The following is a 19326-nucleotide window of genomic DNA, read 5'->3' on the forward strand; positions in this document are numbered from 1 at the left end:
GCCAGGTGGACAATGAGCATACCGCGAAGGTGAACGGCACCCAGGACCAGCAGCTGGATTCGCTGAACGTCGGCGGGATGTTTGAGGCGTGGTTCTGATGCGATAGCGTTGCCGAAGGAGCGTTCCCGGCTGGCGCTACGCTTAGCCGGGCTACGACTGGTGCGCTCCATTTATGCCGGATGGCGGCATACATGCCTTATCCGGCCTGCGTTCCTTCCTGCGGGCTCCCCCCCAGGCCCGCGCAAGCGCAGCACCGCCGGGCAGCTGGCCCATCCCCCCTCAGTTCACCGTCAGGCGCAGGGCCAGATCCTGCGGATAGGGGTCAAAATAGTTCTGCGCCTGCAGGTAGCGATCCGGATACTCGGCCAGATAGTGCTTAAGCAGCGTCAGCGGGGCGAGGATCGGCAGCAGCCCGGCGCGATAGTTGAGGATCACCTCCCGCAGCTCGCCGCGCTGGCGGCTGTTCAGCTGGTCGCGGAAATAACCCTGAATATGCATCAGCACGTTGGTGTGGTTTTTCCGCGAGGCGGGCCGCTTGAGGATCGCCATCAGCTTCTCACGGTAGACCTCGAAGAAAGCCTCCAGATCCTCCCATTCATGCAGCGAGGCGACGAAGGGGCCGATCTCGCGGTAGCCCGCCTGGTGGTGAGCCAGCAGCTGCAGCTTGTAGCGGCTGTGAAAGGCCAGCAGGCCGTGGCGGGTCAGGCCGCGGGCGCGCAGGGCGTTGAGTTCATGCAGGGCGAAAACGCGCTCGACAAAGTTCTCCCGCAGCAGCGGATCGTGCAGCCGGCCATCCTCTTCCACCGGCAGCCACGGGTAGCGCGCCATCAGGGCGCCGGTAAACAGCCCCACGCCTTCCTTACGCCCGCGATTGCCTTTTTCGTCATACAGCCGCACGCGCTCCATCCCGCAGCTCGGCGATTTGGCGCAGACGATAAAGCCCGACAGCTCGCCCAGAGTTGCCAGATGGGCGTTGGCAAAATCGGCCATCTTCTCCGTCACATCCTCGTGCGGGGCGTGGCTGAAGCGCATGCGGATCTCCCCGACCGGAGTCTGCACCAGGCGGAGCGCCGGGCGGGGTACGGGCAGGCCGATCGCCATCTCCGGGCAGACGGGCTTAAACGCCACCCACTGCGCGAGCTCATCCATCACAAAGCCCATACGCTTATGCCCGCCGTCGAATCGCACGGCTGAGCCGGTTAAACATCCGCTGATCCCAATGACAGGTTGCGTGTTCATGGCGCTGTCCTCTCTTCTGCTGTGGTTCGGGTAAAGAAAAGGGTCACGGTGGCGACCGTAATGCCGAATTTCTTCATCTCGGTTTTGTTAAACAAATGGCTGCCGTCCTGCAGGTACATCCAGTCGTCAAAGTGCAGTAGCCACCGGCTGCCGCTGGCCTCGACGTTCATGCTGTAGCGCCAGTGAAAGGCATTGCCTGCCGCCTGGCCGCTGGCCACGCCTTCGATATCCCCGGCGGTGCCCTGATAACGGTTATCGCCGGTGCGGCGAATGCGCCATACCCGCTGCTGCTTCTCGCCATCGTCATAGACAAAGCGCTCATGGAGCGTCAGGGTATCGCCGACGACGTCGCCATCGATCTCAACATGGAAGCGGCGCAGCTGCTTGCCGTTGCGATCCTGCACCATCCCCCACGCTTCGGTTCGACCCTGAAAATAGTGAAAGATGTCGAGGGCGGGCTGCTGCTGCCGGTATTCGGTGACCTCGGTACTGCAGCCGGCGAGCATCAGCATCAGCATCAGCAGCGCCAGGCCAAGGGTCAGAATGCGTTTCATGGTGTACCTCCGATCAACTGCTGACGCAGTTCGGGATAAGTGGTGCGTGGATCGAGCCAGATGGCGAGAAAGCGGGTGCTGAACGCCGCCGACTGGCGCGGGCCGAGCGGGGTAAAGGCGGTCTGTGCGGCGCTGGCGCGGTACCAGAACTGCCCCTCGCCGCCGCGGACCACGAACGCCAGCTGGCTGCCCGGCGCGACGTCCGGCCAGATCCCCTGCAGCATGCGCAGCCAGGCTTCGCTGCGCGGTTCCTGTTGCAGAATGCCCTGCGCCTGCCACTGGTCGCGGGTGGCGTCCACCAGCGCCTCGCGATCGATGTCGCGCTGGTAGGTGATGATCAGCGCCCGATCCTGCTGCGGGCCGTCATACCGACCATTGGGTGTGCGCAGCTGTGAGTGATAGACGGTGAACGGCCCCCAGGTGAGGGTCGCCTCGCCGACGCGGCGCCACGCCAGCCAGTCGGCGGCGTGGGCCGCCGGGGCGAGGACGGTCAGCCATAGCAGTAACAGGGCGAATCTCATTTTTGCCTCCCCATCCCCAGATGGAACAGCAGCATGATCACCAGCCAGCCGCAGGCCATGGCGGCCACAGCAAGCGCGGTCGGCACCAGCAGGGTCATGGCTCCGAGGCGAGCGCCGATCAGGTAGGCCACCGGGCCGCCGAGGGTCGCCGCCGTAGCCAGCACCCAGCCGGGAAGCGTCGCGGTGCGGGTCAGTCGGGTCCAGACGACGGCGAACATCAGCCACAGGGCCACCATCCACAGGGGCAGCAGGCTGTCGCCGGGAAAATCAATCAGCCCCGCCAGCGCCCAGCAGGCGTCCAGCCCGCAGCCCGCCGCGGCCAGCAGCAGGGCGGGCGGACGACTGGCCGCCGGCAACCGCAGCCAGGCGAAGATGGCCAGCGTCAGCCAGATCAGCAGGCCGCGCTCGCGCAACATCACCACCAGCGTCCAGTAAACATCGAACGCGAGGGCCATCAGCAAGTGCTGCGCCGGGCGTGTCATACCCGCTCCGCGGTGAGCTGCACCACGCTGATGGTGCGGGCGTTAAATCCGGCTTCGCAATAGCCAAAGTAGTAGAGCCACATCCGGCGGAAGCGCTCATCAAAGCCGAGCTTTTCAATATCCTGCCAGGCGTGGGTAAAACGCTGCCGCCAGTGCGCCAGGGTGCGGGCATAGTCCGGGCCCATGTCGAACAGGTTGCGCACCACAAAATCGGTATGGCGGGTCATCAGCTCGCTCATTGCCGTGATGCTGGGCAAAAAGCCGCCCGGGAAGATGTAGCGCTGGATAAAATCGACGCTTTTGCTGTAGTCGCGATAGCGCTGATCCTGAATGGTGATCGCCTGCAGGGCCATTTTACCGCCCGGGCGCAGGCGCGCCTGGCAGTTGCGGAAGAAGGCCGGGAGGTAGCGCTGGCCCACCGCCTCAATCATCTCCACCGACACCAGTTTGTCGTACTCGCCGCGCAGATCGCGGTAGTCGCAGAGCAGCACCTCGACGCGATCCTGCAGCCCGGCGCGGGCCATGCGCTCGGTAGCCCAGCGGTGCTGCTCCCGGGAAAGGGTGGTAGTCGTGACCCGGCAACCGTAATGGCGGGCGGCGTATTCGGCCAGCGCCCCCCAGCCGGTGCCAATCTCCAGCAGATGATCGCCGGGGTTGAGCGCCAGCTGGTCGCACAGACGCGCCATCTTGGCCCGCTGGGCCAGGGTCAGATCCTGCTCGTCGTCGGTAAACAGCGCGCTGGAGTAGAGCAGGTCGTCATCCAGAAAGTGGGCATAAAATTCGTTGCCGAGGTCGTAATGGGCGGCAATGTTCTCCCGCGCCTGGGCGCGGGTGTTGCGGCGAGTCCAGTGGCGCAGGCGGGCGACAGGCTTACCCAGCAGCCGAAAGCCGCGCTCCAGACGCCCCAGCACCTCGCCGTTGCGCGCGAGGATCTGCAACAGCGCCGTCAGCTGGTGGCTCTCCCAGTCGCCGTCCATCCAGGCCTCGGCCGCCGCGAGACTGCCGCCGGTCAGCAGACGCCAGTACACCTCCGGCGTGCAGACCCGCGCCTCAGCGCGCAGCGCGGCGGCGGGGTCGCCAAAATGAAAAGTCTGCGCCCCTTCGCGCACGGTGAGCGAGCCTTCGCGGAGGCCGCTCAACAGACGAAAGAGCAGCCAGCGCGCGAGCCGCACGTTGCGCGGCACATCGGGTTCAAGCGCAAAGACGGGATCGGTCATGAGCGTTCACTCCTGCTGACAGGATGGTTGTACAGCGGCACGCGCTTCAGCCACAGCCGCAGCGCCTGCCAGTAGATGGCGAGGACGGTTTTCAGGGTCATCATCGGCAGACGCAGCAGCAGCCCGCGCAGGTTGGCGCGGGTTAACGGCACGCGGCTCAGGGCCAGCGTGGCGTCGAACACCTTGCTGGCCTGATGGTTTTCAATGTGCATGTGCAGCGTTTTGCCCGGCGCGTTGAAGCGCCAGTGATAGACCATGTCCATCGGGTTAAACGGCGAAACGTGAAAGGCTTTCTCCAGCGGGCGCGCCTGCTGGCCGTCCACCGCGTAGTAATGACGCTCATTCCACGGCGTGTTGCGCACTTCGGCCAACACCCAGCGCAGGGTGTCGGCCTCGTCATAGCAGTAGTAAAAGTTGACCGGATTAAAATGGAAGCCGAAGTAGCGCAGCTGGGTCAGGAGCATCACGCGGCCCGCCGGGCGGCAGCCGGTCAGGCTCTCCAGCCGGTTCAGCACCTGAGCCTTCAGCGGCGCGCCCAGCGGATAATCGGCGTCGTACCAGGCGGCGGCGGCCAGGCGGTTGCGGCGGATGCCCGCCTCAGGCAGCCTGTCCAGTTCGTCGAGGTCAAGCCAGGCCATAAACAGGCGGTAGACGAAGTGGTGCGCCTTCGGCTGCAGGCGACGGTGGCGCAGGACGCCCTGATAGAGGCAGCTGTTCATTTCAGTTGTCCTCCGCCGCGGCGATGCCCTGCACCACGTCGAGCGCACTGCGCACCCCGTCCTCATGAAAGCCGTTGTACCAGTAGGCCCCGCAGTACCAGCTCCGCTGCTGGCCGTTAATCTCTTCGCGCCGCAGCTGGGCCGACCAGCTTTGCGGGTTAAACAGCGGATGCTCATAGACGAAGCGCTGCCAGACATAGCGATCGTCCACTGGCGCGTCCGGGTTCAGAGTGACGCAGAACAGGGGGGCGCCCGCAGGCAGCCCCTGGAGAATATTCATGTTGTAGGTGACGCAGGCCCGGGCCAAATCCCCGTCGCTCAGGCGATAGTTCCAGCTGGCCCAGGCGCGCTGGCGCTCCGGCAGCCAGCGCGGATCGCTGTGCAGCACCACCTCGTTGCGCTGCCAGCCGATATCCCCCAGCACCTCACGCTCGGCGTCGGTTGGCGCCGCCAGCATCGCCAGCGCCTGCGCGGAGTGGCAGGCGAAGATCACCTGGTCAAAATGCGCCTCCCCGGACGCCAGCCGCAGGATAACTCCCGCCGGGTGGCGGTCCACCTGCTGCACCGGCGCGTTGAGCCGCAGGTCCAGGCGATCGCCGAGCCTGGCGAGCAGGGCGCGGACGTATTCCCGGGAACCGCCGGGCACCACGTACCATTGCGGACGATCGCGAATATCCAGCAGACCGTGGTTTTCAAAGAAGCGCAAAAATAGCGGTAGCGGGAAGCGGCGCATCTCCTGCAGCGACGACGACCAGATGGCCGCCCCCATCGGCAGGATATAGTGGCGGGCGAAGAAGGGGCTAAAACGGTGGCGGGAGAGGAAGTTCTCCAGCGTCGCGCCCGGATCCAGCGCCTCGGTCAGCGCCAGTTTTGCCAGCCGGTTGAAGCGGACGATCTCGCTCAGCAGCCCCCAGAAGGCCGGCTTCAGCAGATTGCGTCGCTGGGCGAAGAGCGAGGTCAGGCTGTGGCCGTTGTACTCCAGGCCGCTGGCCGGGTTGTGGACCGAGAAGCTCATCTGCGTTTTTTGCCCGTCGATCCCCAGCTCGCTGAGCAGGCCCATAAAGCGCGGATAGGTGCGATCGTTGTAGACGATAAATCCGGTATCGATGGCCCAGGTGCCCTGCGGCGTGGTGACATCCACGGTGGCGGTGTGGCCGCCCGGCGTGGCGCCCGCTTCGAACAGCGTCACCTGATGGTGTCCGGCCAGCCGCCAGGCGCAGGTCAGCCCGGCGATGCCGCTGCCGATGATGGCGATGTTCATGAGCGCACCATCCTGCGCAACAGCAGGCGCTGCATACCTGACGGCAGGCTGGCCAGCAGCCGCAGGGCCAGGCTGAAACCGGTGGGGAAGGCGATGTGGTTTTTTCCCTTCGCCAGGCCGTGGCGGATCGCCGCCACCGCCCGATCCACGCTCACCCGGCCGGGCATGGCAAAGTCGTTTTTGCGCGTCAGCGGGGTGTCGACGAAGCCTGGAGAGACCACCGTGACGGCGACCCCTTTCGGCTCCCAGTCAAGACGCAGGCTGTTGGCAAACCAGGTCAGCGCCGCCTTGGAGGCGCCATAGGCTTCCGCGCGCGGGAAGGGCAGCCAGTGCGCCATGGAGCTGACCAGCACCACCCGATCGCCAGCCTCCAGCTGCGTCTGCAGCGCCGCCAGGCAGTTCACCGGCCCAAGGAAGTTGGTGGCCATCACCCGCTCCACGAGGGCGGCATCCACCTGTCCGTGGTCGAGGTATTCGCAGGTGCCGGCGCAGAGAATGATCAGGTCGGCAAAACAGCCCGTCAGCGCCTGGCGACAGGCGTCCCTGTCTGTCATATCGAACAGGCGCGCGCTGATGTTGGGGCTGAACTGCTGCAGCGCCGTCAGGCGCGACGCATCGCGCCCGCAGGCGATGACCAGGTGGCCATCCGTCGCGAAGGATTTCGCCAGGCCGGCGCCAATCCCGGAGCTGGCGCCGGTGATAAGCACCGTCATCATGAGCGCACCCTCCGTTTCACGCCGCGTACCGCCCAGCCCAGCAGGGGAAGATGCTCGTAGATCATCTCCCCGGCGTCGTAGAAGTCGCGTTGATGGAGAATCTGCTCCCCGGCGATGTCCACCACCGAGCAGCCCGGCAGGGCTAGCGTTTCTCCGCCGGCAATGCGCGGATGCGACCAGTGCATGGTCCAGGTCACGGCGAACCGCTGACCGTCGCAGAGCGGCGTGTCGATGGTGAACCGGCACTGCTCCACGTTGGCCAGCAGATGGGTAAAGTAGCGCTGGATGGCGAACAGCCCCTGGTGCTGACCAAAAGGATCGCTCAGCGTCGCGTCCGGATGGTACAGCGCGGCCAGCGCCGAGGGCGGCTGCGCATCCAGCCCGGCGTAGTACTCAACGAAACGACGAATCACGGACGGCGAGGTGCTCATGGATCACATCCTGGCTAAACACGGTGGCGTAATGGCATACTTAAAACTTACACAAATAAAATTATTTGTCCAAGTTTGTGGAAAAATATATTTTATTTGTGTTAAAAATCATATGTTTATTATTGGTGTTTTAAAGGGTGGAAATCACGCGTGGCGCAAAGGGCAAGCGTGCGCCCGCCGCGCCACCGGGCGCTGGCGGAACAGAGCGTGGAGGTAAGTGAAAACAGGGGGTTAGAGCGGGATCACCTCGAGGGAGACGACCTGCTGCTGCCAGAGTTCGATCTGCCTCTGACGAGCGGCGGAGAGTTTACCGCTGGTGACCAGCAGCCAGTTGCGCTGGGGAAAAATCTCCGGCGCCAGGGCGGCGGGAGGCACCGGCAGGACGTCGATGCGATGACCCTGGCCGGTACGCTTGAGCGCCTCAAGCCAGATTTCGCAGGCGTCGGTCAGGTGCCAGCCGGTGATCAGAAAGTTATCCCCGGGCGCCTTCTTATCGCCTTCGAGGCAAAACGAGGTGTAGGCGATGATGATGCCGTCGAGGATTTCGCGCAGGGTCATGATGGCCGGCACGTTGGCAGAGACCTGGCTGCGCAGCGGACGCAGCACCTCAGTCACCAGCTCCTGACGCGGATATTCGCGCCCGGCATCATAGATAAGCTGGCGCAGGGACTCGATTTTTCCCTCTTTCAGCCGCTGCAGCATGGTCTCCTGCAGCGTCAGCCAGTTGTTAGTGCGCCGCGCGCCGGGGCGCGACAGCAGGGGCTTCACCTGGCTAACCGGCACCCCTTTTTTCACCCAGTCGAGGATCTTCAGCGCCTGCTGGACGTCGTCATCGCTGTACAGACGGTGTCCACCATCGGTGCGCAGCGGCTTAAGCAGGCCGTAGCGGCGCTGCCAGGCGCGAAGCGTGGTCGCATTTATCCCGCAAAGTCGGGCAAATTCGCCGATGGAGTAAGGCATGGAGGCCACCTGTTAACAAAGAATATTCTCAATATACTACGAATCACGTCGGCTGGCGTGAAGTGTAGCGGCTTTGCACTACACTTTCCCCAACCGCGTAAATGAAAGGAGTTCTCATGAAGCTATGGCCTGTTGTCACTGGCGTCGCTATCGCGTTGACCCTCGTGGCCTGCAAATCGCCCACCCCGCCGAAGGGCGTACAGCCGATTAGCGGGTTTGACGCCAGTCGTTATCTTGGAAAATGGTATGAGGTCGCTCGCCTGGAGAATCGCTTCGAGCGAGGCCTGGAGCAGGTGACCGCCACCTACGGCACCCGCGGCGACGGGGGGATCAGCGTCGTCAATCGCGGTTATGACCCGGTTAAAAAACGCTGGAATGAGAGCGACGGGAAAGCCTATTTCACCGGCGCCCCCACCACCGCGGCGCTGAAGGTGTCGTTCTTCGGGCCATTCTACGGCGGCTATAACGTGATCCGTCTGGACGACGACTACCAGTACGCGCTGGTCAGCGGCCCCAACCGCGACTATCTCTGGATCCTGTCGCGCACCCCCACCATCCCGGCGGCGGTGAAGCAGGATTACCTGAATACCGCGCGCGAGCTGGGCTTTGACGTCGATCGCCTGGTGTGGATCCGCCAGACGCCGCGCTAGCCTCGCCCCTTATCGGCTTAGCAGGTGGGTATAAACCACGTACAGCCCGGCCAGCGCCGCCACGTTCAGCGCCACGCTGATGAAAAACCACGTCCGGAAGGGCTGCTTTTGCGTTTTATGACGAAAGCACTGCTGGCCGAGGATGGCCCCCGGCCAGCCTCCCACCAGGCCCAGCACCAGCAGCGTGGTTTCCGGCACCCGGCGCCAGGCTTTGCGTGCCGCCAGCTTGTCGGCGCCATAGATAAGCCATGTCAGAAGGCTGCTCAGTAAAAACCACATCGCCAGCGGGTAGGGCAGCAGGGCGCTGCCCACGGCGGTGAGCAGCAGCAGGGAATAACATACCAGGTTCAGATTCATAGAGACGTTCACGCCGGCCAGAAGAATGGCGCCACTATAGCCAATTTCCCGGACCGGCGTAAACGCGGCGGGCTATCGGCCTCGCTTGCCCCGATGCCGGAACAGCCACATCAGCTTATACGCCGCCGGAATAATAAACAGCGACAGCAGCGGGGCGGTGATCATTCCGCCAATCATCGGCGCGGCGATGCGGCTCATCACCTCCGACCCGGCGCCGTTGCCCCACAAAATCGGCAGCAGGCCGGCGATAATCACCGCCACGGTCATCGCCTTCGGCCGCACGCGCAGCACCGCCCCCTGGTACAGCGCCTCGTCGAGCTTATCGACGCTGAAGGTACGCGGGTTCTCCAGCGATGGCTCGGCCTCGATGGCGTGGCGCAGGTACATCAGCATCACCACGCCAAACTCCGCGGCCACGCCGGCCAGGGCGATAAAGCCGGTGCCGGTGGCTACCGACAGATGGAACCCCATCCAGTAGAGAAACCAGATCCCGCCCACAAGGGCGAACGGCACGCTGGCGATGATCAGCAGCGCCTCGCCGACGCGGCGGAACGCCAGGTACAGCAGCACAAAGATAATCATCAGCGTCATCGGCACCATCAGCTTCAGCTTCTGATTGGCGCGCTCCAGCAGCTCGAACTGCCCGGAATACGACACGCTGATGCCCGGCTTCAGCTTCACCGCTTTGCCGATGGCCTGCTGCAGATCGTGCACCACTGACACCATGTCACGGTCGCGGGCGTCGATGTAGATCCAGCTGGTGGGGCGGGCGTTCTCGGTCTTCAGCATCGATGGCCCGCTGACCACCTTCACCTCGGCGACGTCGCCGAGGACGATCTGCTGCTTCAGCGGGGTGAGGATCGGCAGCTGGCGCAGGGTCTGCAGGCTGTCGCGATAGCTCTGCGGGTAGCGGATGTTGATTGGATAGCGCTCGACGCCCTCCACCGTTTCGCCGACCATCGCCCCGCCGATAGCGGACGAGACGAACAGCTGCACGTCGCCGACGGTCATCCCGTAGCGGGCCGCCTTCTCACGCTGAATATCAATGTCGAGGTAGCGCCCGCCCACCAGCCGCTCGGCTAATGCTGACGTGACCCCCGGCACGCTGCGCGCCACCACCTCAATTTGCCCGGCGATGGCGTCGATATCGGCCAGGTTAGTGCCGGAAACCTTAATGCCAATCGGGCTCTTGATGCCGGTGGAGAGCATGTCGATGCGGTTGCGGATCGGCGGCACCCACAGGTTCGCCAGCCCCGGCAGGCGCACGGTCTTGTCCAGTTCGTCGACGATCTTCTCCATGGTCATCCCCGGCCGCCACTGATCCTGCGGCTTGAGCTGAATGGTGGTCTCCACCATCTCCAGCGGCGCGGAGTCGGTAGCGGTGTCTGCCTTACCCGTTTTGCCGAACACCCGCGCCACCTCCGGCACCGTCATGATCAGCTTGTCGGTCTTCTGCAGCATATCCGCCGCCTGCGAGGCGGAGATCCCCGGCAGCGTTGACGGCATATACAGCAGATCGCCCTCGTTGATCTGCGGCAGAAACTCGCCGCCGACCCGGTTAAGCGGCCAGACAACCGTCAGGATCGACAGGAGCGCGATCAGCAGGGTGGTCTTCGGCCAGTGCAGCACCTTCAGCAGCAGCGGGTGATAAATGCGGATCAAAAAGCGGTTCAGCGGGTTGCTGCTCTCCGCCGGGATCCTGCCGCGGATCCAGAAGCCCATCAGGATCGGGATCACCATGATCGCCAGCAGCGCCGCCCCGGCCATCGACCAGGTTTTGGTGAAGGCCAGCGGGCCGAACAGTTTGCCCTCCTGGCCTTCGAGGGTGAAAATGGGGATAAACGACAGGGTGATGATCAGCAGGCTGATAAACAGCGCCGGGCCAACCTCCACCGAGGCGTCGGTAATGATTTTCCAGCGCCTGTCGTTGCCGAGCTTCTCTCCCGGATGCTGATGCGCCCACTCCTCCAGCCGCTTGTGGGCGTTCTCAATCATCACGATGGCGGCATCGACCATCGCTCCCACCGCAATGGCGATCCCGCCCAGCGACATGATGTTGGCGTTGAGTCCCTGGAAATGCATCATGATAAAGGCGAAGCACAGGCCGAGCGGCAGGGAGATAATCGCCACCAGCGCCGAGCGCACGTGCCACAGGAACAGGGCGCAGACCAAGGCGACGACGATAAACTCTTCCAGCAGTTTGTGGCTGAGGTTGTCGATGGCGCGGTCGATAAGCTGGCTGCGGTCGTAGGTGGTGACGACTTCAACCCCTTCCGGCAGGCTGCTTTGCAGCGACGCCAGTTTTTCTTTGACCGCCGAGATCGCTTCCCGGGCGTTCTTGCCGGAGCGCAGGATCACCACCCCGCCGGCCACTTCGCCTTCGCCGTTCAGTTCGGCGATACCGCGGCGCATCTCCGGGCCGACCTGTACCCGCGCGACGTCGCCGAGATACACCGGCACGCCGTTGTCACCGGTTTTCAGCACAATGTTTTTGAAGTCGTCTAGGGTCTGCAGATAGCCGCTGGCGCGCACCATATATTCGGCTTCCGCCAGTTCGACCGAAGAGCCGCCCGCCTCCTGATTAGAGGCGTCCAGCGCCGATTTCACCTCGCCGAGGCTGATGCCGTACTGGGTCAGCTTCATCGGGTCGACGACAATCTGGTACTCCTTGACCACGCCGCCCACCGACGCCACTTCCGAGACGTTAGGAATGGTTTTCAGCTCATATTTTAAGAACCAGTCCTGCAGGGAGCGCAGTTCGGCGAGATCGTGCTTGCCGCTGCGGTCGACCAGCGCGTACTCGAAGACCCAGCCGACGCCGGTGGCGTCCGGGCCCATTTCGGCGCTCACCCCGGCGGGCAGTTTGCCCTGTACCTGGTTGAGATACTCCAGCACCCGCGAGCGCGCCCAGTAAGGATCGGTGCCGTCTTCAAAAATCACATACACATAAGAGTCGCCAAACTGCGAGAAGCCGCGCACCGTTCTGGCGCCGGGCACCGACAGCATGGTGGTGGTTAGCGGCCAGGTGACCTGGTTTTCGACGATCTGCGGCGCCTGTCCCGGGTAGCTGGTTTTGACGATCACCTGTACGTCGGAGAGATCCGGCAGGGCGTCTACCGGGGTGTGGATGATGGTCCAGGTTCCCCAGATGCTGAGGAACAGCGCCGCCATCATCACCAGGAAGCGGTTGGCCACCGAGCGGCGGATAATCCATTCAATCATGGTTCCTTTCCTCAGTGCGCGTGGGCGGCAGGGGCAGCGGCATCCGGGGCCTGCGCGCGCATGCGCTCCAGCGCGCCGGCGATATTGGCCTCCGAGTCGATCAGGAACAGGCCGCTGGCGACCACTTTCTCGCCCTCCTGCAGCCCGCTGCGAATGGCCGTGACGCCATTGGATTCATGGAAAACCTGGACCCGCTTCGGCACGAAGCGGCCCTCGTTATCCACGGTGATTACCCGCTGCTCGCTGCCGCTGTCGATCAGCGCTTTGGAGGGGATCAGCAGCATCGGTTCGCTTTCACTGGTCAGCTGCAGATAGGCGTTCATCCCCGGCTTCAGCGCTTCATCCGGGTTGTTGACCTGCAGGCGCAGCTGCAGGGTGCGGGTGGCGCTATCGACGCTGGGGAGGATCGTCCATTTGCTGATGCGGAAGGTTTTGTCCGGCCAGGCGGGAACCTGAATACTGAACTGCGAGGCGTCTTTGATCAGCCAGGCGATGGACTCGGGGACCGCCACGCTGACCCACACCGGATCCATGCCCTGAATTTTCGCCACCACGTTATCTTTGGCGATGTTCATTCCGGCGCGCAGATCGAAGGCGGTGATCACCCCGTCGATGGGCGCCTTGAGGGTGAAACGGGTCTGGATCTTGCGCGTGGTTTTCAGGCGGCGGATATCGTCGTCCGGCATTCCGGCGAGGCGTAGACGCTCGAGGATCCCCTCGACCTGCGTAGCGGTGCCCCCGGTCTCCTGCAATAAAAGATATTCGCTCTGCGCTTCCACCCAGTCCGGGATGGTCAGTTCCAGCAGCGGCGTACCTTGTTGCACTTTGTCGCCGACGGTCAGGGGATAGACTTTATTAATAAAGCCCGCCGCCCGCGCCTGCATAATCACGTACTGGTACTCGTTGTAGCTGATGTTGGCCGGGAAGGTCTGGGCGTAGCGCAGCGGCCCGCGGGTGACGGCGGCGGTTTTCACGCCAAGATTCTGGCTCTGCGTCGGGTCGATACGCACCCCCGGCGCCCCGACGGCGGCACTCTCCTCATCGGCGTATTTCGGCACCAGGTCCATATCCATAAACGGCGATTTACCCGGTTTATCAAAGCGGGTGCTCGGGTACATCGGATCGTACCAGAACAGCACTTTACGTTGCTGCTCGGCCGTCGGGGCGGCTGCGGCAGCGTCGTGGGGCGCCGCAGTCCGGGTATACAGCGCTGCGGTGAGCGCGCCGCCGATCGCCATGCTGCCGAGGATCAGCACCGTGTTTTTCAGTGTCAGGGATGCCATGTGTTGTCCATTCCGTCGTTGAGAGGCTTGCCGTCGCCGGGCCATTAGTGGGCGCGAATATCCTGCAGCAGCGACAGGTTGCCCTGCTGAACGAAGGTGAAGTCCACGCTGTCGCCGTTCTTCACATTGTTGAGCTGGGTCTGCGGGGTGATGGTGAAGCGCATGGTCATCGGCGGCCAGTTCACGGCCGGGATGGCTTCGTGGGCGATGGTGATTTTTTTGCTATCCATATCAATGGCTTTAATGACCCCTTTGCCGCTGATGCTTTGCGTCTGCGCGGCGGCGGGCTGTTCGTGCATCGCCATGCCGGCGTGCGGGTCGGCAGCCTGGACGGCGAACACCGCGCCAGAAATCAGAGTGAACAGGGCGACTTTAGACAGTGAATTCATGATCGGGACTCCTTGGGTTATTCCATCCAGCCGCCGCCGAGGGCGGTGAACAGGGTGATTTCATTTGCCTGACGGGAATAGTTGAGTTCCAGCAGGGTTTGTCGGGTGGTGAAAATATCGCGCTGGGCGTTCAGCACTTCGATGTAGCTGACCGCGCCGTGGCGATAGAGCGCGGTGGCGCGCTGCAGGGTGATATTCAGTGACGCGAGATAGCGCTCCTGTGCGGCAATTTGAGCGGCCAGGCTCTGGCGCAGGGCCAGCGCGTCGGCTACCTCTTTAAAGGCGGACTGGATTTTTTGCTCGTAGTTGACCACCTGCTGCTGCTGACGGATCTCCGCCAGATCGAGGTTGGCCTGATTGCGCCCGGCGTTGAAAATCGGTATGTCGATTTTGGGGATGAAGTTCCACATCGCGCTGCCGGCGTTAAACAGGCTGGCGAGCTCGCTGCTGCTACCGGAGAGCGAGCTGGTCAGGGTGATCGACGGAAAGAAGGCCGCCCGCGCGGCGCCGATGTTGGCGTTGGCCGCCCGCAGGCTGTGTTCGGCCTCTAAAATATCCGGCCGCTGCAGCAGGATCGCTGAGGAGAGCGACGGCGGCAGGGTAACGCCTTGCAGATCGACGGCGCTGCTGGCGCTATCGTCCGGCAGAGGTTGATAGCTGCCGAGCAATAGCTGCAGAGCGTTATTAGCCTGCGCCAACTGGCCCTGCCGTCTGGCGATATCGGCGCGGGTGCTCTCGATCATCCCCCTCGCCTGCTCCAGCGCCAGCACGGTAGTGCTCCCGGTCAGCAGCTGTTTTTCAACGAACGCGTAAGACTGCTGATAGTTTTGCAGGGTATCGTTGGCCACCTGCAGCTGCGCTGCCGCCAGCCGCTGGTTGAAGTAGCTTTGTGAAACGTTAGCAATCAACAGGATATGCACTGCGCGCCGGGCCTCTTCGCTGGCGAAGAAGTTCTCCCGGTCGGCCTCGCTAAGGTTTTTCAGCCGGCCAAAGAAGTCGAGGTCATAGCTGAGATTCAGGCCGGCAGCGTAATCGCTGCTGGTGGTGGTGTCGCCTTTAAGCTTGCCGCCGTAGGTGGTGCTGCCGTCACCGTTCAATTGCGGGTAGCGGTCAGCATCGGTCACCCGATACTGGGCGCGGGCTTCCTGCACTTTCAGCGTCGCCATCCGCAGATCGCGGTTGTTGATCAGCGCGGTGCCAATCAGGCTTTTCACCTGCGGGTCGACGAAAAAGGTGCGCCAGCCGGTCTCCTGATAGCCCGCGGTTGCGGTCACCAGCTTGTTCTGGCTGAGAGAGAACTGCTGCGGTACCGGCGCGGCGGGGCGCTGGTAGTCCGGAGCGAGCGAGACACAGCCGGTTAAGGCGAGTATCACGCTGAGGGTAAGACGCGTTATTGGGCGCATGGCGGCAGACGTTTTCGACGATTTATCCATGGCGGCTACTTTACGTAGCGGCCTCTGTTCAGGACGTGACAGGAAAATGACAAAGCTGTCATTTTCCTGATATTTCATTGCTATCCGGAGGCGCTCCTCTAAAATTGAATACCCGCACAGAACGCGCGTGAAGGAGCCTGCGGTGAAGATTTTGATTGTCGAAGATGAGAAGAAAACCGGGGAGTACCTGACCAAAGGGCTCACCGAGGCTGGCTTCGTCGTCGACCTGGCCGATAACGGCCTTAACGGCTATCACCTGGCGATGACCGGTGACTATGATCTGCTGATCCTCGACATCATGCTGCCGGACGTGAACGGCTGGGATATCGTGCGCATGCTGCGCGCCGCCGGGAAAGGCATGCCGATCCTGCTGCTTACCGCGTTGGGCACCATTGAGCATCGGGTGAAGGGGCTGGAGCTGGGCGCCGACGACTATCTGGTGAAGCCGTTCGCCTTTGCGGAACTGCTGGCGCGGGTGCGGACGCTGCTGCGCCGCGGAGCGGCGGTTATTGTCGAAAGCCAGTTTCAGGCGGCGGATCTCAGCGTCGATCTGGTCAGCCGTAAGGTGACGCGCGGCGCCACCCGCATCACCCTGACTAGCAAGGAGTTCACTCTGCTGGAGTTCTTCCTGCGCCATCAGGGCGAGGTGCTGCCGCGTTCGCTGATTGCCTCGCAGGTGTGGGATATGAATTTCGACAGCGATACCAACGCGATAGACGTGGCGGTGAAGCGGCTGCGCGCCAAAATCGATAACGACTTCGAGCCGAAGCTGATCCAGACCGTGCGCGGCGTCGGCTATATGCTTGAGGTGCCGGATGGCCGCTAAGCGCCCCTTTTCCCTGGCCACCCGGCTGAGCTTCTTTATTAGCCTCGCCACCATCATCGCCTTCTTTGCCTTCACCTGGATCATGATCCATTCGGTGAAGGCCCACTTTGAAGAGCGCGACGTTCACGATCTCAGGCAGCTCAGTACCACCCTGGAGACGGTCCTCGACCACGCTGACTACCCGCAGGCGCGGCGGCTGGAGATCGTGAAGAATATCATTGCGGGTTACGCCAACGTCTTTATCTGCCTGGACGATGGGCAGGGCAATATTCTGTTCCAGTCGCCCAACGGGCCGGATCTCAGCCATATGCTGAGTACGCCAGGCCTGGCGATGCAGCTGCGCGACGGGAATGTGATTTCATGGACCGACCCGCAGCCGCGGGCAATGGCGCACGATAATCATCAAATGGAGACCCGCGCCTGGCGGCTGATCATGCTGCCGCTGGGCAAGCAGGCGGACGGCAAACCGGCGTACCATCTGCTGATGGCCTTATCCATCGATTTTCACCTGCACTATATTAATGAGCTGAAAGCGAAGCTGATTTCCGCCGCGTCGATAATCAGCCTGCTGATCATCGCCATCGTGCTGTTTGTGGTCTATCAGGGACATAAACCGATCCGCCAGATCAGCCGGCAGATCCAGAATATTACCTCGCGGGATCTCGACGTGCGCCTTGACCCGCAGGCGGTGCCTATCGAACTGGAGCGGCTCGCGCTCTCCTTTAACCACATGCTGGAGCGGATGGAGGATGTCTTTACCCGTCAGTCGAACTTCTCCGCCGATATCGCCCATGAGATCCGCACGCCGATCACCAACCTGGTGACGCAAACCGAAATCGCCTTAAGCCAGAGCCGCAGCCAGCAGGAGCTGGAAGAGGTGCTCTACTCCAATCTCGAAGAGTTCTCGCGTATGTCGCGGATGGTCAGCGATATGCTGTTCCTCGCCCAGGCCGATAACAACCAGCTGATCCCCGAACAGCGGGAACTGGATCTGGCTGAGGAAGTGCATAAGGTGTTTGAGTTTTTCGAGGCGTGGGCGGAAGAGAAGGCGGTGGCGCTGTGCTTTGTCGGCAGCCCCTGCCGGGTGATTGGCGATCCGCTGATGCTGCGGCGGGCGATCAGCAATCTGCTGTCGAACGCGATCCGCTACACCCCGGCTGGCCAGGCGGTGACGATCGCGCTGAGCGAAAGCGCGGAGACGGTCCGCCTGGTGGTGGAGAATCCCGGTACGCCGATTGCCGCCGAACATCTGCCGCGGCTGTTTGACCGTTTCTATCGCGTCGACCCCTCGCGCCAGCGCAAAGGGGAGGGCAGCGGCATCGGCCTGGCGATAGTGAAATCCATCGTCAGCGCACACCACGGCAGCGTGGCTGCGCAGTCCGATCTGCGCTCGACGCGGTTTATTGTAGTGTTGCCGAAACAGGTGTAATAACGGCTGAAAGCCAGCGGGCAGCGCCAGGCGGCTGCTCGCAGTATCGCGACTCTCTTACTCTTCGAAGTACCAGTAGCCCTGATTAATCAGCCGCGTCAGTTCGCTCACGAACGCCGGATTCTGCAGGCCGCTGCCGAGCTCTTCCTGACCTAATGAGGTATAGCGGCACAGCGCATCCAGCGCTTCGGCATCGGTGGTGTCCAGCTGTTCGCTATGCACGAAGAAGCTGTCGCCGATATGCAGAACGCGCAGGCCGCTCAGGCGGGAGAGCTTTTCGCCGCCCAGCAGCGCATCAACCACTTCCTCTTCTTCATATGCCGGTTCCGCCGGCGCAATATCCAGCTCGTGACGCGGGGTGGTGACGAAACTGCCGAACCACTGCTTGAAGTCTTCCGGCTGGCGAATCATGTCGATCATCATGGTGCGCAGACGTTCGAGTTCATACTCTTCAACCCGGCCAGGATGCTCGCGGCAGGTGAGGTCCGGATCGCTGTAGTGCTCGCCGCCAAGATCGTTCTCCAGCACATAGTCGGCGAAGCTGCTGATCAGGTCGCGGCCGTTGGGCCCGCGGAAGCCGACGGAGTAGTTCAGCGCGGTTTCGTGGGTGATCCCATCGTGCGGGAATCCCGGTGGAATATAGAGGATATCGCCCGGCTGCAGATCTTCATCAATGATCGGCGGGAACGGGTCGACGTGCAGCAGTGCCGGATGCGGGCAGAACTGACGCATCGGCAGCTTATCCCCCACGCGCCAGCGGCGGCTGCCCATGCCCTGAATAATAAAGACGTCATATTGATCGATATGCGGCCCGACGCCGCCGCCGGGGACGGAGAAGGAGATCATCAGGTCGTCCAGACGCCAGTCCGGCAGTACGCGGAACGGTCGCACCAGCTCGGCGGCCGGCATATGCCAGTGGTTTACCGCCTGGGCCAGCAGCGACCAGCCGGTCTCGCCCAGGCTGTCGAAATGTTCAAAAGGTCCATTGCTGGCCTGCCATTTACCGTTGGTCAGACTGACCAGCCGGCTGTCGACTTCCGGCTCCATGGCTAATCCGGCCAGCTCGTCCGGGGTAATCGGGTCGACGAAGTCCGGAAACGCGTTTTTTAAAACCACCGGCTGCTTTTGCCAGTATTTCTCTAAAAACTCGGGCCAGTTAATGTTGAGTTGATAAGCCATCGATTATTACCAGTAAGAAGAAACGGGCCTGATTATAGGAAGGGGGGCCGCGCGGGCGCTTTGTCGTGGGTCAAGAGTGGTGCTTAATTCACCATCGGCGCGATAATGGCGTTGGGTAAGAGAGAAAAATCACTTTTTTGCCAAAAAGCGTTCTTCGCGTTAACTACGCTGCAGGCCGCATGAACACTGGGATGGCGGCTTTAATGGTAGGAAGAGGAATAAGCGAAAAGTTCAAATAATGAGCGGTCGATAAGATTTTTCTATTTTAACCCTTGCTACTTCCGGCGAACTCCCTATAATGCGCTCCCACTGACACGGCAGATGTGAATCACTTCACACAAACAGCGGGTTCGGTTGAAGAGAAAAATCCTGAAAAACGGGTTGACTCTGAAAGAGGAAAGCGTAATATACGCCACCTCGCGACAGAGCGCTAAAGCGCGTCGCAACTGCTCTTTAAC

General features: G+C 62.4%; 19 protein-coding genes and 1 pseudogene. 4 read left to right on the forward strand and 16 right to left on the reverse strand.

Annotated elements, in window-relative coordinates:
* A pseudogene (locus tag ACQUTP_RS25320) lies at positions 1 to 98 on the forward strand (carbohydrate porin); the annotation flags it as partial.
* A gap of 181 nt (positions 99 to 279) precedes the next feature.
* Here the strand turns inward: ACQUTP_RS25320 and ACQUTP_RS25325 are convergent.
* The 10 genes from ACQUTP_RS25325 to ACQUTP_RS25370 all read right to left on the reverse strand — a co-directional run bounded on the left by ACQUTP_RS25325 (position 280) and on the right by ACQUTP_RS25370 (position 8100).
* Positions 280 to 1239 (reverse strand): YbgA family protein, encoded by a 960-nt coding sequence (locus ACQUTP_RS25325; RefSeq protein WP_004206730.1) that lies wholly within the window; start codon positions 1237 to 1239, stop codon positions 280 to 282.
* Positions 1236 to 1793: a DUF3833 domain-containing protein gene (locus ACQUTP_RS25330; RefSeq protein ID WP_109882722.1), complete on the reverse strand. Its 558-nt coding sequence runs from the start codon at positions 1791 to 1793 to the stop codon at positions 1236 to 1238. Before ACQUTP_RS25330 ends, ACQUTP_RS25325 begins: the two co-directional genes overlap by 4 nt.
* Positions 1790 to 2314, reverse strand: a complete 525-nt coding sequence (locus ACQUTP_RS25335; RefSeq protein WP_004178438.1) for a hypothetical protein — start codon at positions 2312 to 2314, stop codon at positions 1790 to 1792. The genes ACQUTP_RS25330 and ACQUTP_RS25335 overlap by 4 nt, the downstream gene beginning before the upstream one ends.
* Positions 2311 to 2796: a DUF2878 domain-containing protein gene (locus ACQUTP_RS25340; RefSeq protein ID WP_004206727.1), complete on the reverse strand. Its 486-nt coding sequence runs from the start codon at positions 2794 to 2796 to the stop codon at positions 2311 to 2313. Before ACQUTP_RS25340 ends, ACQUTP_RS25335 begins: the two co-directional genes overlap by 4 nt.
* Entirely contained in the window at positions 2793 to 4013 is a 1221-nt protein-coding gene (locus tag ACQUTP_RS25345; protein ID WP_222690313.1) for an SAM-dependent methyltransferase, read from the reverse strand. Before ACQUTP_RS25345 ends, ACQUTP_RS25340 begins: the two co-directional genes overlap by 4 nt.
* Complete coding sequence (locus tag ACQUTP_RS25350; protein ID WP_004178444.1) at positions 4010 to 4732, reverse strand: DUF1365 domain-containing protein; 723 nt, start codon at positions 4730 to 4732, stop codon at positions 4010 to 4012. Before ACQUTP_RS25350 ends, ACQUTP_RS25345 begins: the two co-directional genes overlap by 4 nt.
* 1 nt (position 4733) lies before the next feature.
* The gene (locus tag ACQUTP_RS25355) at positions 4734 to 5993 is read right to left on the reverse strand and encodes an NAD(P)/FAD-dependent oxidoreductase (RefSeq protein WP_064178664.1); all 1260 of its coding nucleotides are present in this window, start codon (positions 5991 to 5993) and stop codon (positions 4734 to 4736) included.
* Positions 5990 to 6709 carry an SDR family NAD(P)-dependent oxidoreductase gene (locus ACQUTP_RS25360; RefSeq protein ID WP_023342511.1) on the reverse strand — a complete coding sequence of 240 codons (720 nt, stop codon included), beginning with the start codon at positions 6707 to 6709 and terminating at the stop codon, positions 5990 to 5992. Before ACQUTP_RS25360 ends, ACQUTP_RS25355 begins: the two co-directional genes overlap by 4 nt.
* The gene (locus ACQUTP_RS25365; protein WP_032456946.1) at positions 6706 to 7140 is read right to left on the reverse strand and encodes a nuclear transport factor 2 family protein; all 435 of its coding nucleotides are present in this window, start codon (positions 7138 to 7140) and stop codon (positions 6706 to 6708) included. The genes ACQUTP_RS25360 and ACQUTP_RS25365 overlap by 4 nt, the downstream gene beginning before the upstream one ends.
* Positions 7141 to 7371: 231 nt before the next feature.
* A complete protein-coding gene (locus ACQUTP_RS25370) occupies positions 7372 to 8100 on the reverse strand; it encodes a MerR family transcriptional regulator (RefSeq protein WP_004206722.1) in 729 nt (242 codons plus the stop codon).
* Between the two features lie 116 nt (positions 8101 to 8216).
* Here ACQUTP_RS25370 and ACQUTP_RS25375 point away from each other — a divergent pair, with 116 nt between their 5' ends.
* Entirely contained in the window at positions 8217 to 8750 is a 534-nt protein-coding gene (locus tag ACQUTP_RS25375; protein ID WP_023319630.1) for a lipocalin family protein, read from the forward strand.
* A 9-nt stretch (positions 8751 to 8759) separates the two neighbouring features.
* Here ACQUTP_RS25375 and ACQUTP_RS25380 read toward each other — a convergent pair whose 3' ends face one another.
* From ACQUTP_RS25380 to ACQUTP_RS25400, 5 genes are all read right to left on the reverse strand, one after another.
* Positions 8760 to 9107: a DUF1294 domain-containing protein gene (locus tag ACQUTP_RS25380; protein ID WP_017900888.1), complete on the reverse strand. Its 348-nt coding sequence runs from the start codon at positions 9105 to 9107 to the stop codon at positions 8760 to 8762.
* A 72-nt stretch (positions 9108 to 9179) separates the two neighbouring features.
* Complete coding sequence (locus tag ACQUTP_RS25385) at positions 9180 to 12329, reverse strand: CusA/CzcA family heavy metal efflux RND transporter (RefSeq protein WP_264975842.1); 3150 nt, start codon at positions 12327 to 12329, stop codon at positions 9180 to 9182.
* An 11-nt stretch (positions 12330 to 12340) separates the two neighbouring features.
* A complete protein-coding gene (locus tag ACQUTP_RS25390) occupies positions 12341 to 13612 on the reverse strand; it encodes an efflux RND transporter periplasmic adaptor subunit (protein ID WP_148390576.1) in 1272 nt (423 codons plus the stop codon).
* A 44-nt stretch (positions 13613 to 13656) separates the two neighbouring features.
* Positions 13657 to 14001, reverse strand: a complete 345-nt coding sequence (gene cusF, locus ACQUTP_RS25395) for a cation efflux system protein CusF (RefSeq protein ID WP_004206718.1) — start codon at positions 13999 to 14001, stop codon at positions 13657 to 13659.
* Positions 14002 to 14018: 17 nt separating this feature from the next.
* Complete coding sequence (locus ACQUTP_RS25400) at positions 14019 to 15404, reverse strand: efflux transporter outer membrane subunit (protein ID WP_004206717.1); 1386 nt, start codon at positions 15402 to 15404, stop codon at positions 14019 to 14021.
* Positions 15405 to 15576: 172 nt separating this feature from the next.
* Between ACQUTP_RS25400 and cusR the strand changes: the two genes are divergently transcribed.
* Both cusR and ACQUTP_RS25410 read left to right on the forward strand, forming a co-directional pair.
* Positions 15577 to 16260, forward strand: coding sequence for a copper response regulator transcription factor CusR (gene cusR, locus ACQUTP_RS25405; protein WP_004206716.1), 684 nt, complete (start codon positions 15577 to 15579; stop codon positions 16258 to 16260).
* Positions 16250 to 17689, forward strand: a complete 1440-nt coding sequence (locus tag ACQUTP_RS25410; RefSeq protein WP_119620996.1) for a Cu(+)/Ag(+) sensor histidine kinase — start codon at positions 16250 to 16252, stop codon at positions 17687 to 17689. Before cusR ends, ACQUTP_RS25410 begins: the two co-directional genes overlap by 11 nt.
* Before the next feature lie 57 nt (positions 17690 to 17746).
* On the opposite strand, the gene ACQUTP_RS25415 is transcribed toward ACQUTP_RS25410, so the two are convergent.
* On the reverse strand, positions 17747 to 18868 hold the full coding sequence (locus ACQUTP_RS25415) for a cupin domain-containing protein (protein WP_285756535.1): 1122 nt from the start codon (positions 18866 to 18868) through the stop codon (positions 17747 to 17749).
* Positions 18869 to 19326: the final 458 nt, after the last annotated feature.

Origin of the sequence: Klebsiella sp. 2-CIP_Kleb. (assembly GCF_050378715.1) — a bacterium.
GTDB classification, from domain to species: Bacteria; Pseudomonadota; Gammaproteobacteria; order Enterobacterales; family Enterobacteriaceae; genus Klebsiella; species Klebsiella quasipneumoniae.

Coding starts and splice junctions, on each gene's coding strand:
- ACQUTP_RS25325 (WP_004206730.1), bottom strand. CDS start 1,239: ATGAACACGCAACCTGTCATTGGGATCAGCGGATGTTTAACCGGCTCA.
- ACQUTP_RS25330 (WP_109882722.1), bottom strand. CDS start 1,793: ATGAAACGCATTCTGACCCTTGGCCTGGCGCTGCTGATGCTGATGCTG.
- ACQUTP_RS25335 (WP_004178438.1), bottom strand. CDS start 2,314: ATGAGATTCGCCCTGTTACTGCTATGGCTGACCGTCCTCGCCCCGGCG.
- ACQUTP_RS25340 (WP_004206727.1), bottom strand. CDS start 2,796: ATGACACGCCCGGCGCAGCACTTGCTGATGGCCCTCGCGTTCGATGTT.
- ACQUTP_RS25345 (WP_222690313.1), bottom strand. CDS start 4,013: ATGACCGATCCCGTCTTTGCGCTTGAACCCGATGTGCCGCGCAACGTG.
- ACQUTP_RS25350 (WP_004178444.1), bottom strand. CDS start 4,732: ATGAACAGCTGCCTCTATCAGGGCGTCCTGCGCCACCGTCGCCTGCAG.
- ACQUTP_RS25355 (WP_064178664.1), bottom strand. CDS start 5,993: ATGAACATCGCCATCATCGGCAGCGGCATCGCCGGGCTGACCTGCGCC.
- ACQUTP_RS25360 (WP_023342511.1), bottom strand. CDS start 6,709: ATGATGACGGTGCTTATCACCGGCGCCAGCTCCGGGATTGGCGCCGGC.
- ACQUTP_RS25365 (WP_032456946.1), bottom strand. CDS start 7,140: ATGAGCACCTCGCCGTCCGTGATTCGTCGTTTCGTTGAGTACTACGCC.
- ACQUTP_RS25370 (WP_004206722.1), bottom strand. CDS start 8,100: ATGCCTTACTCCATCGGCGAATTTGCCCGACTTTGCGGGATAAATGCG.
- ACQUTP_RS25375 (WP_023319630.1), top strand. CDS start 8,217: ATGAAGCTATGGCCTGTTGTCACTGGCGTCGCTATCGCGTTGACCCTC.
- ACQUTP_RS25380 (WP_017900888.1), bottom strand. CDS start 9,107: ATGAATCTGAACCTGGTATGTTATTCCCTGCTGCTGCTCACCGCCGTG.
- ACQUTP_RS25385 (WP_264975842.1), bottom strand. CDS start 12,329: ATGATTGAATGGATTATCCGCCGCTCGGTGGCCAACCGCTTCCTGGTG.
- ACQUTP_RS25390 (WP_148390576.1), bottom strand. CDS start 13,612: ATGGCATCCCTGACACTGAAAAACACGGTGCTGATCCTCGGCAGCATG.
- cusF (WP_004206718.1), bottom strand. CDS start 14,001: ATGAATTCACTGTCTAAAGTCGCCCTGTTCACTCTGATTTCTGGCGCG.
- ACQUTP_RS25400 (WP_004206717.1), bottom strand. CDS start 15,404: ATGCGCCCAATAACGCGTCTTACCCTCAGCGTGATACTCGCCTTAACC.
- ACQUTP_RS25410 (WP_119620996.1), top strand. CDS start 16,250: ATGGCCGCTAAGCGCCCCTTTTCCCTGGCCACCCGGCTGAGCTTCTTT.
- ACQUTP_RS25415 (WP_285756535.1), bottom strand. CDS start 18,868: ATGGCTTATCAACTCAACATTAACTGGCCCGAGTTTTTAGAGAAATAC.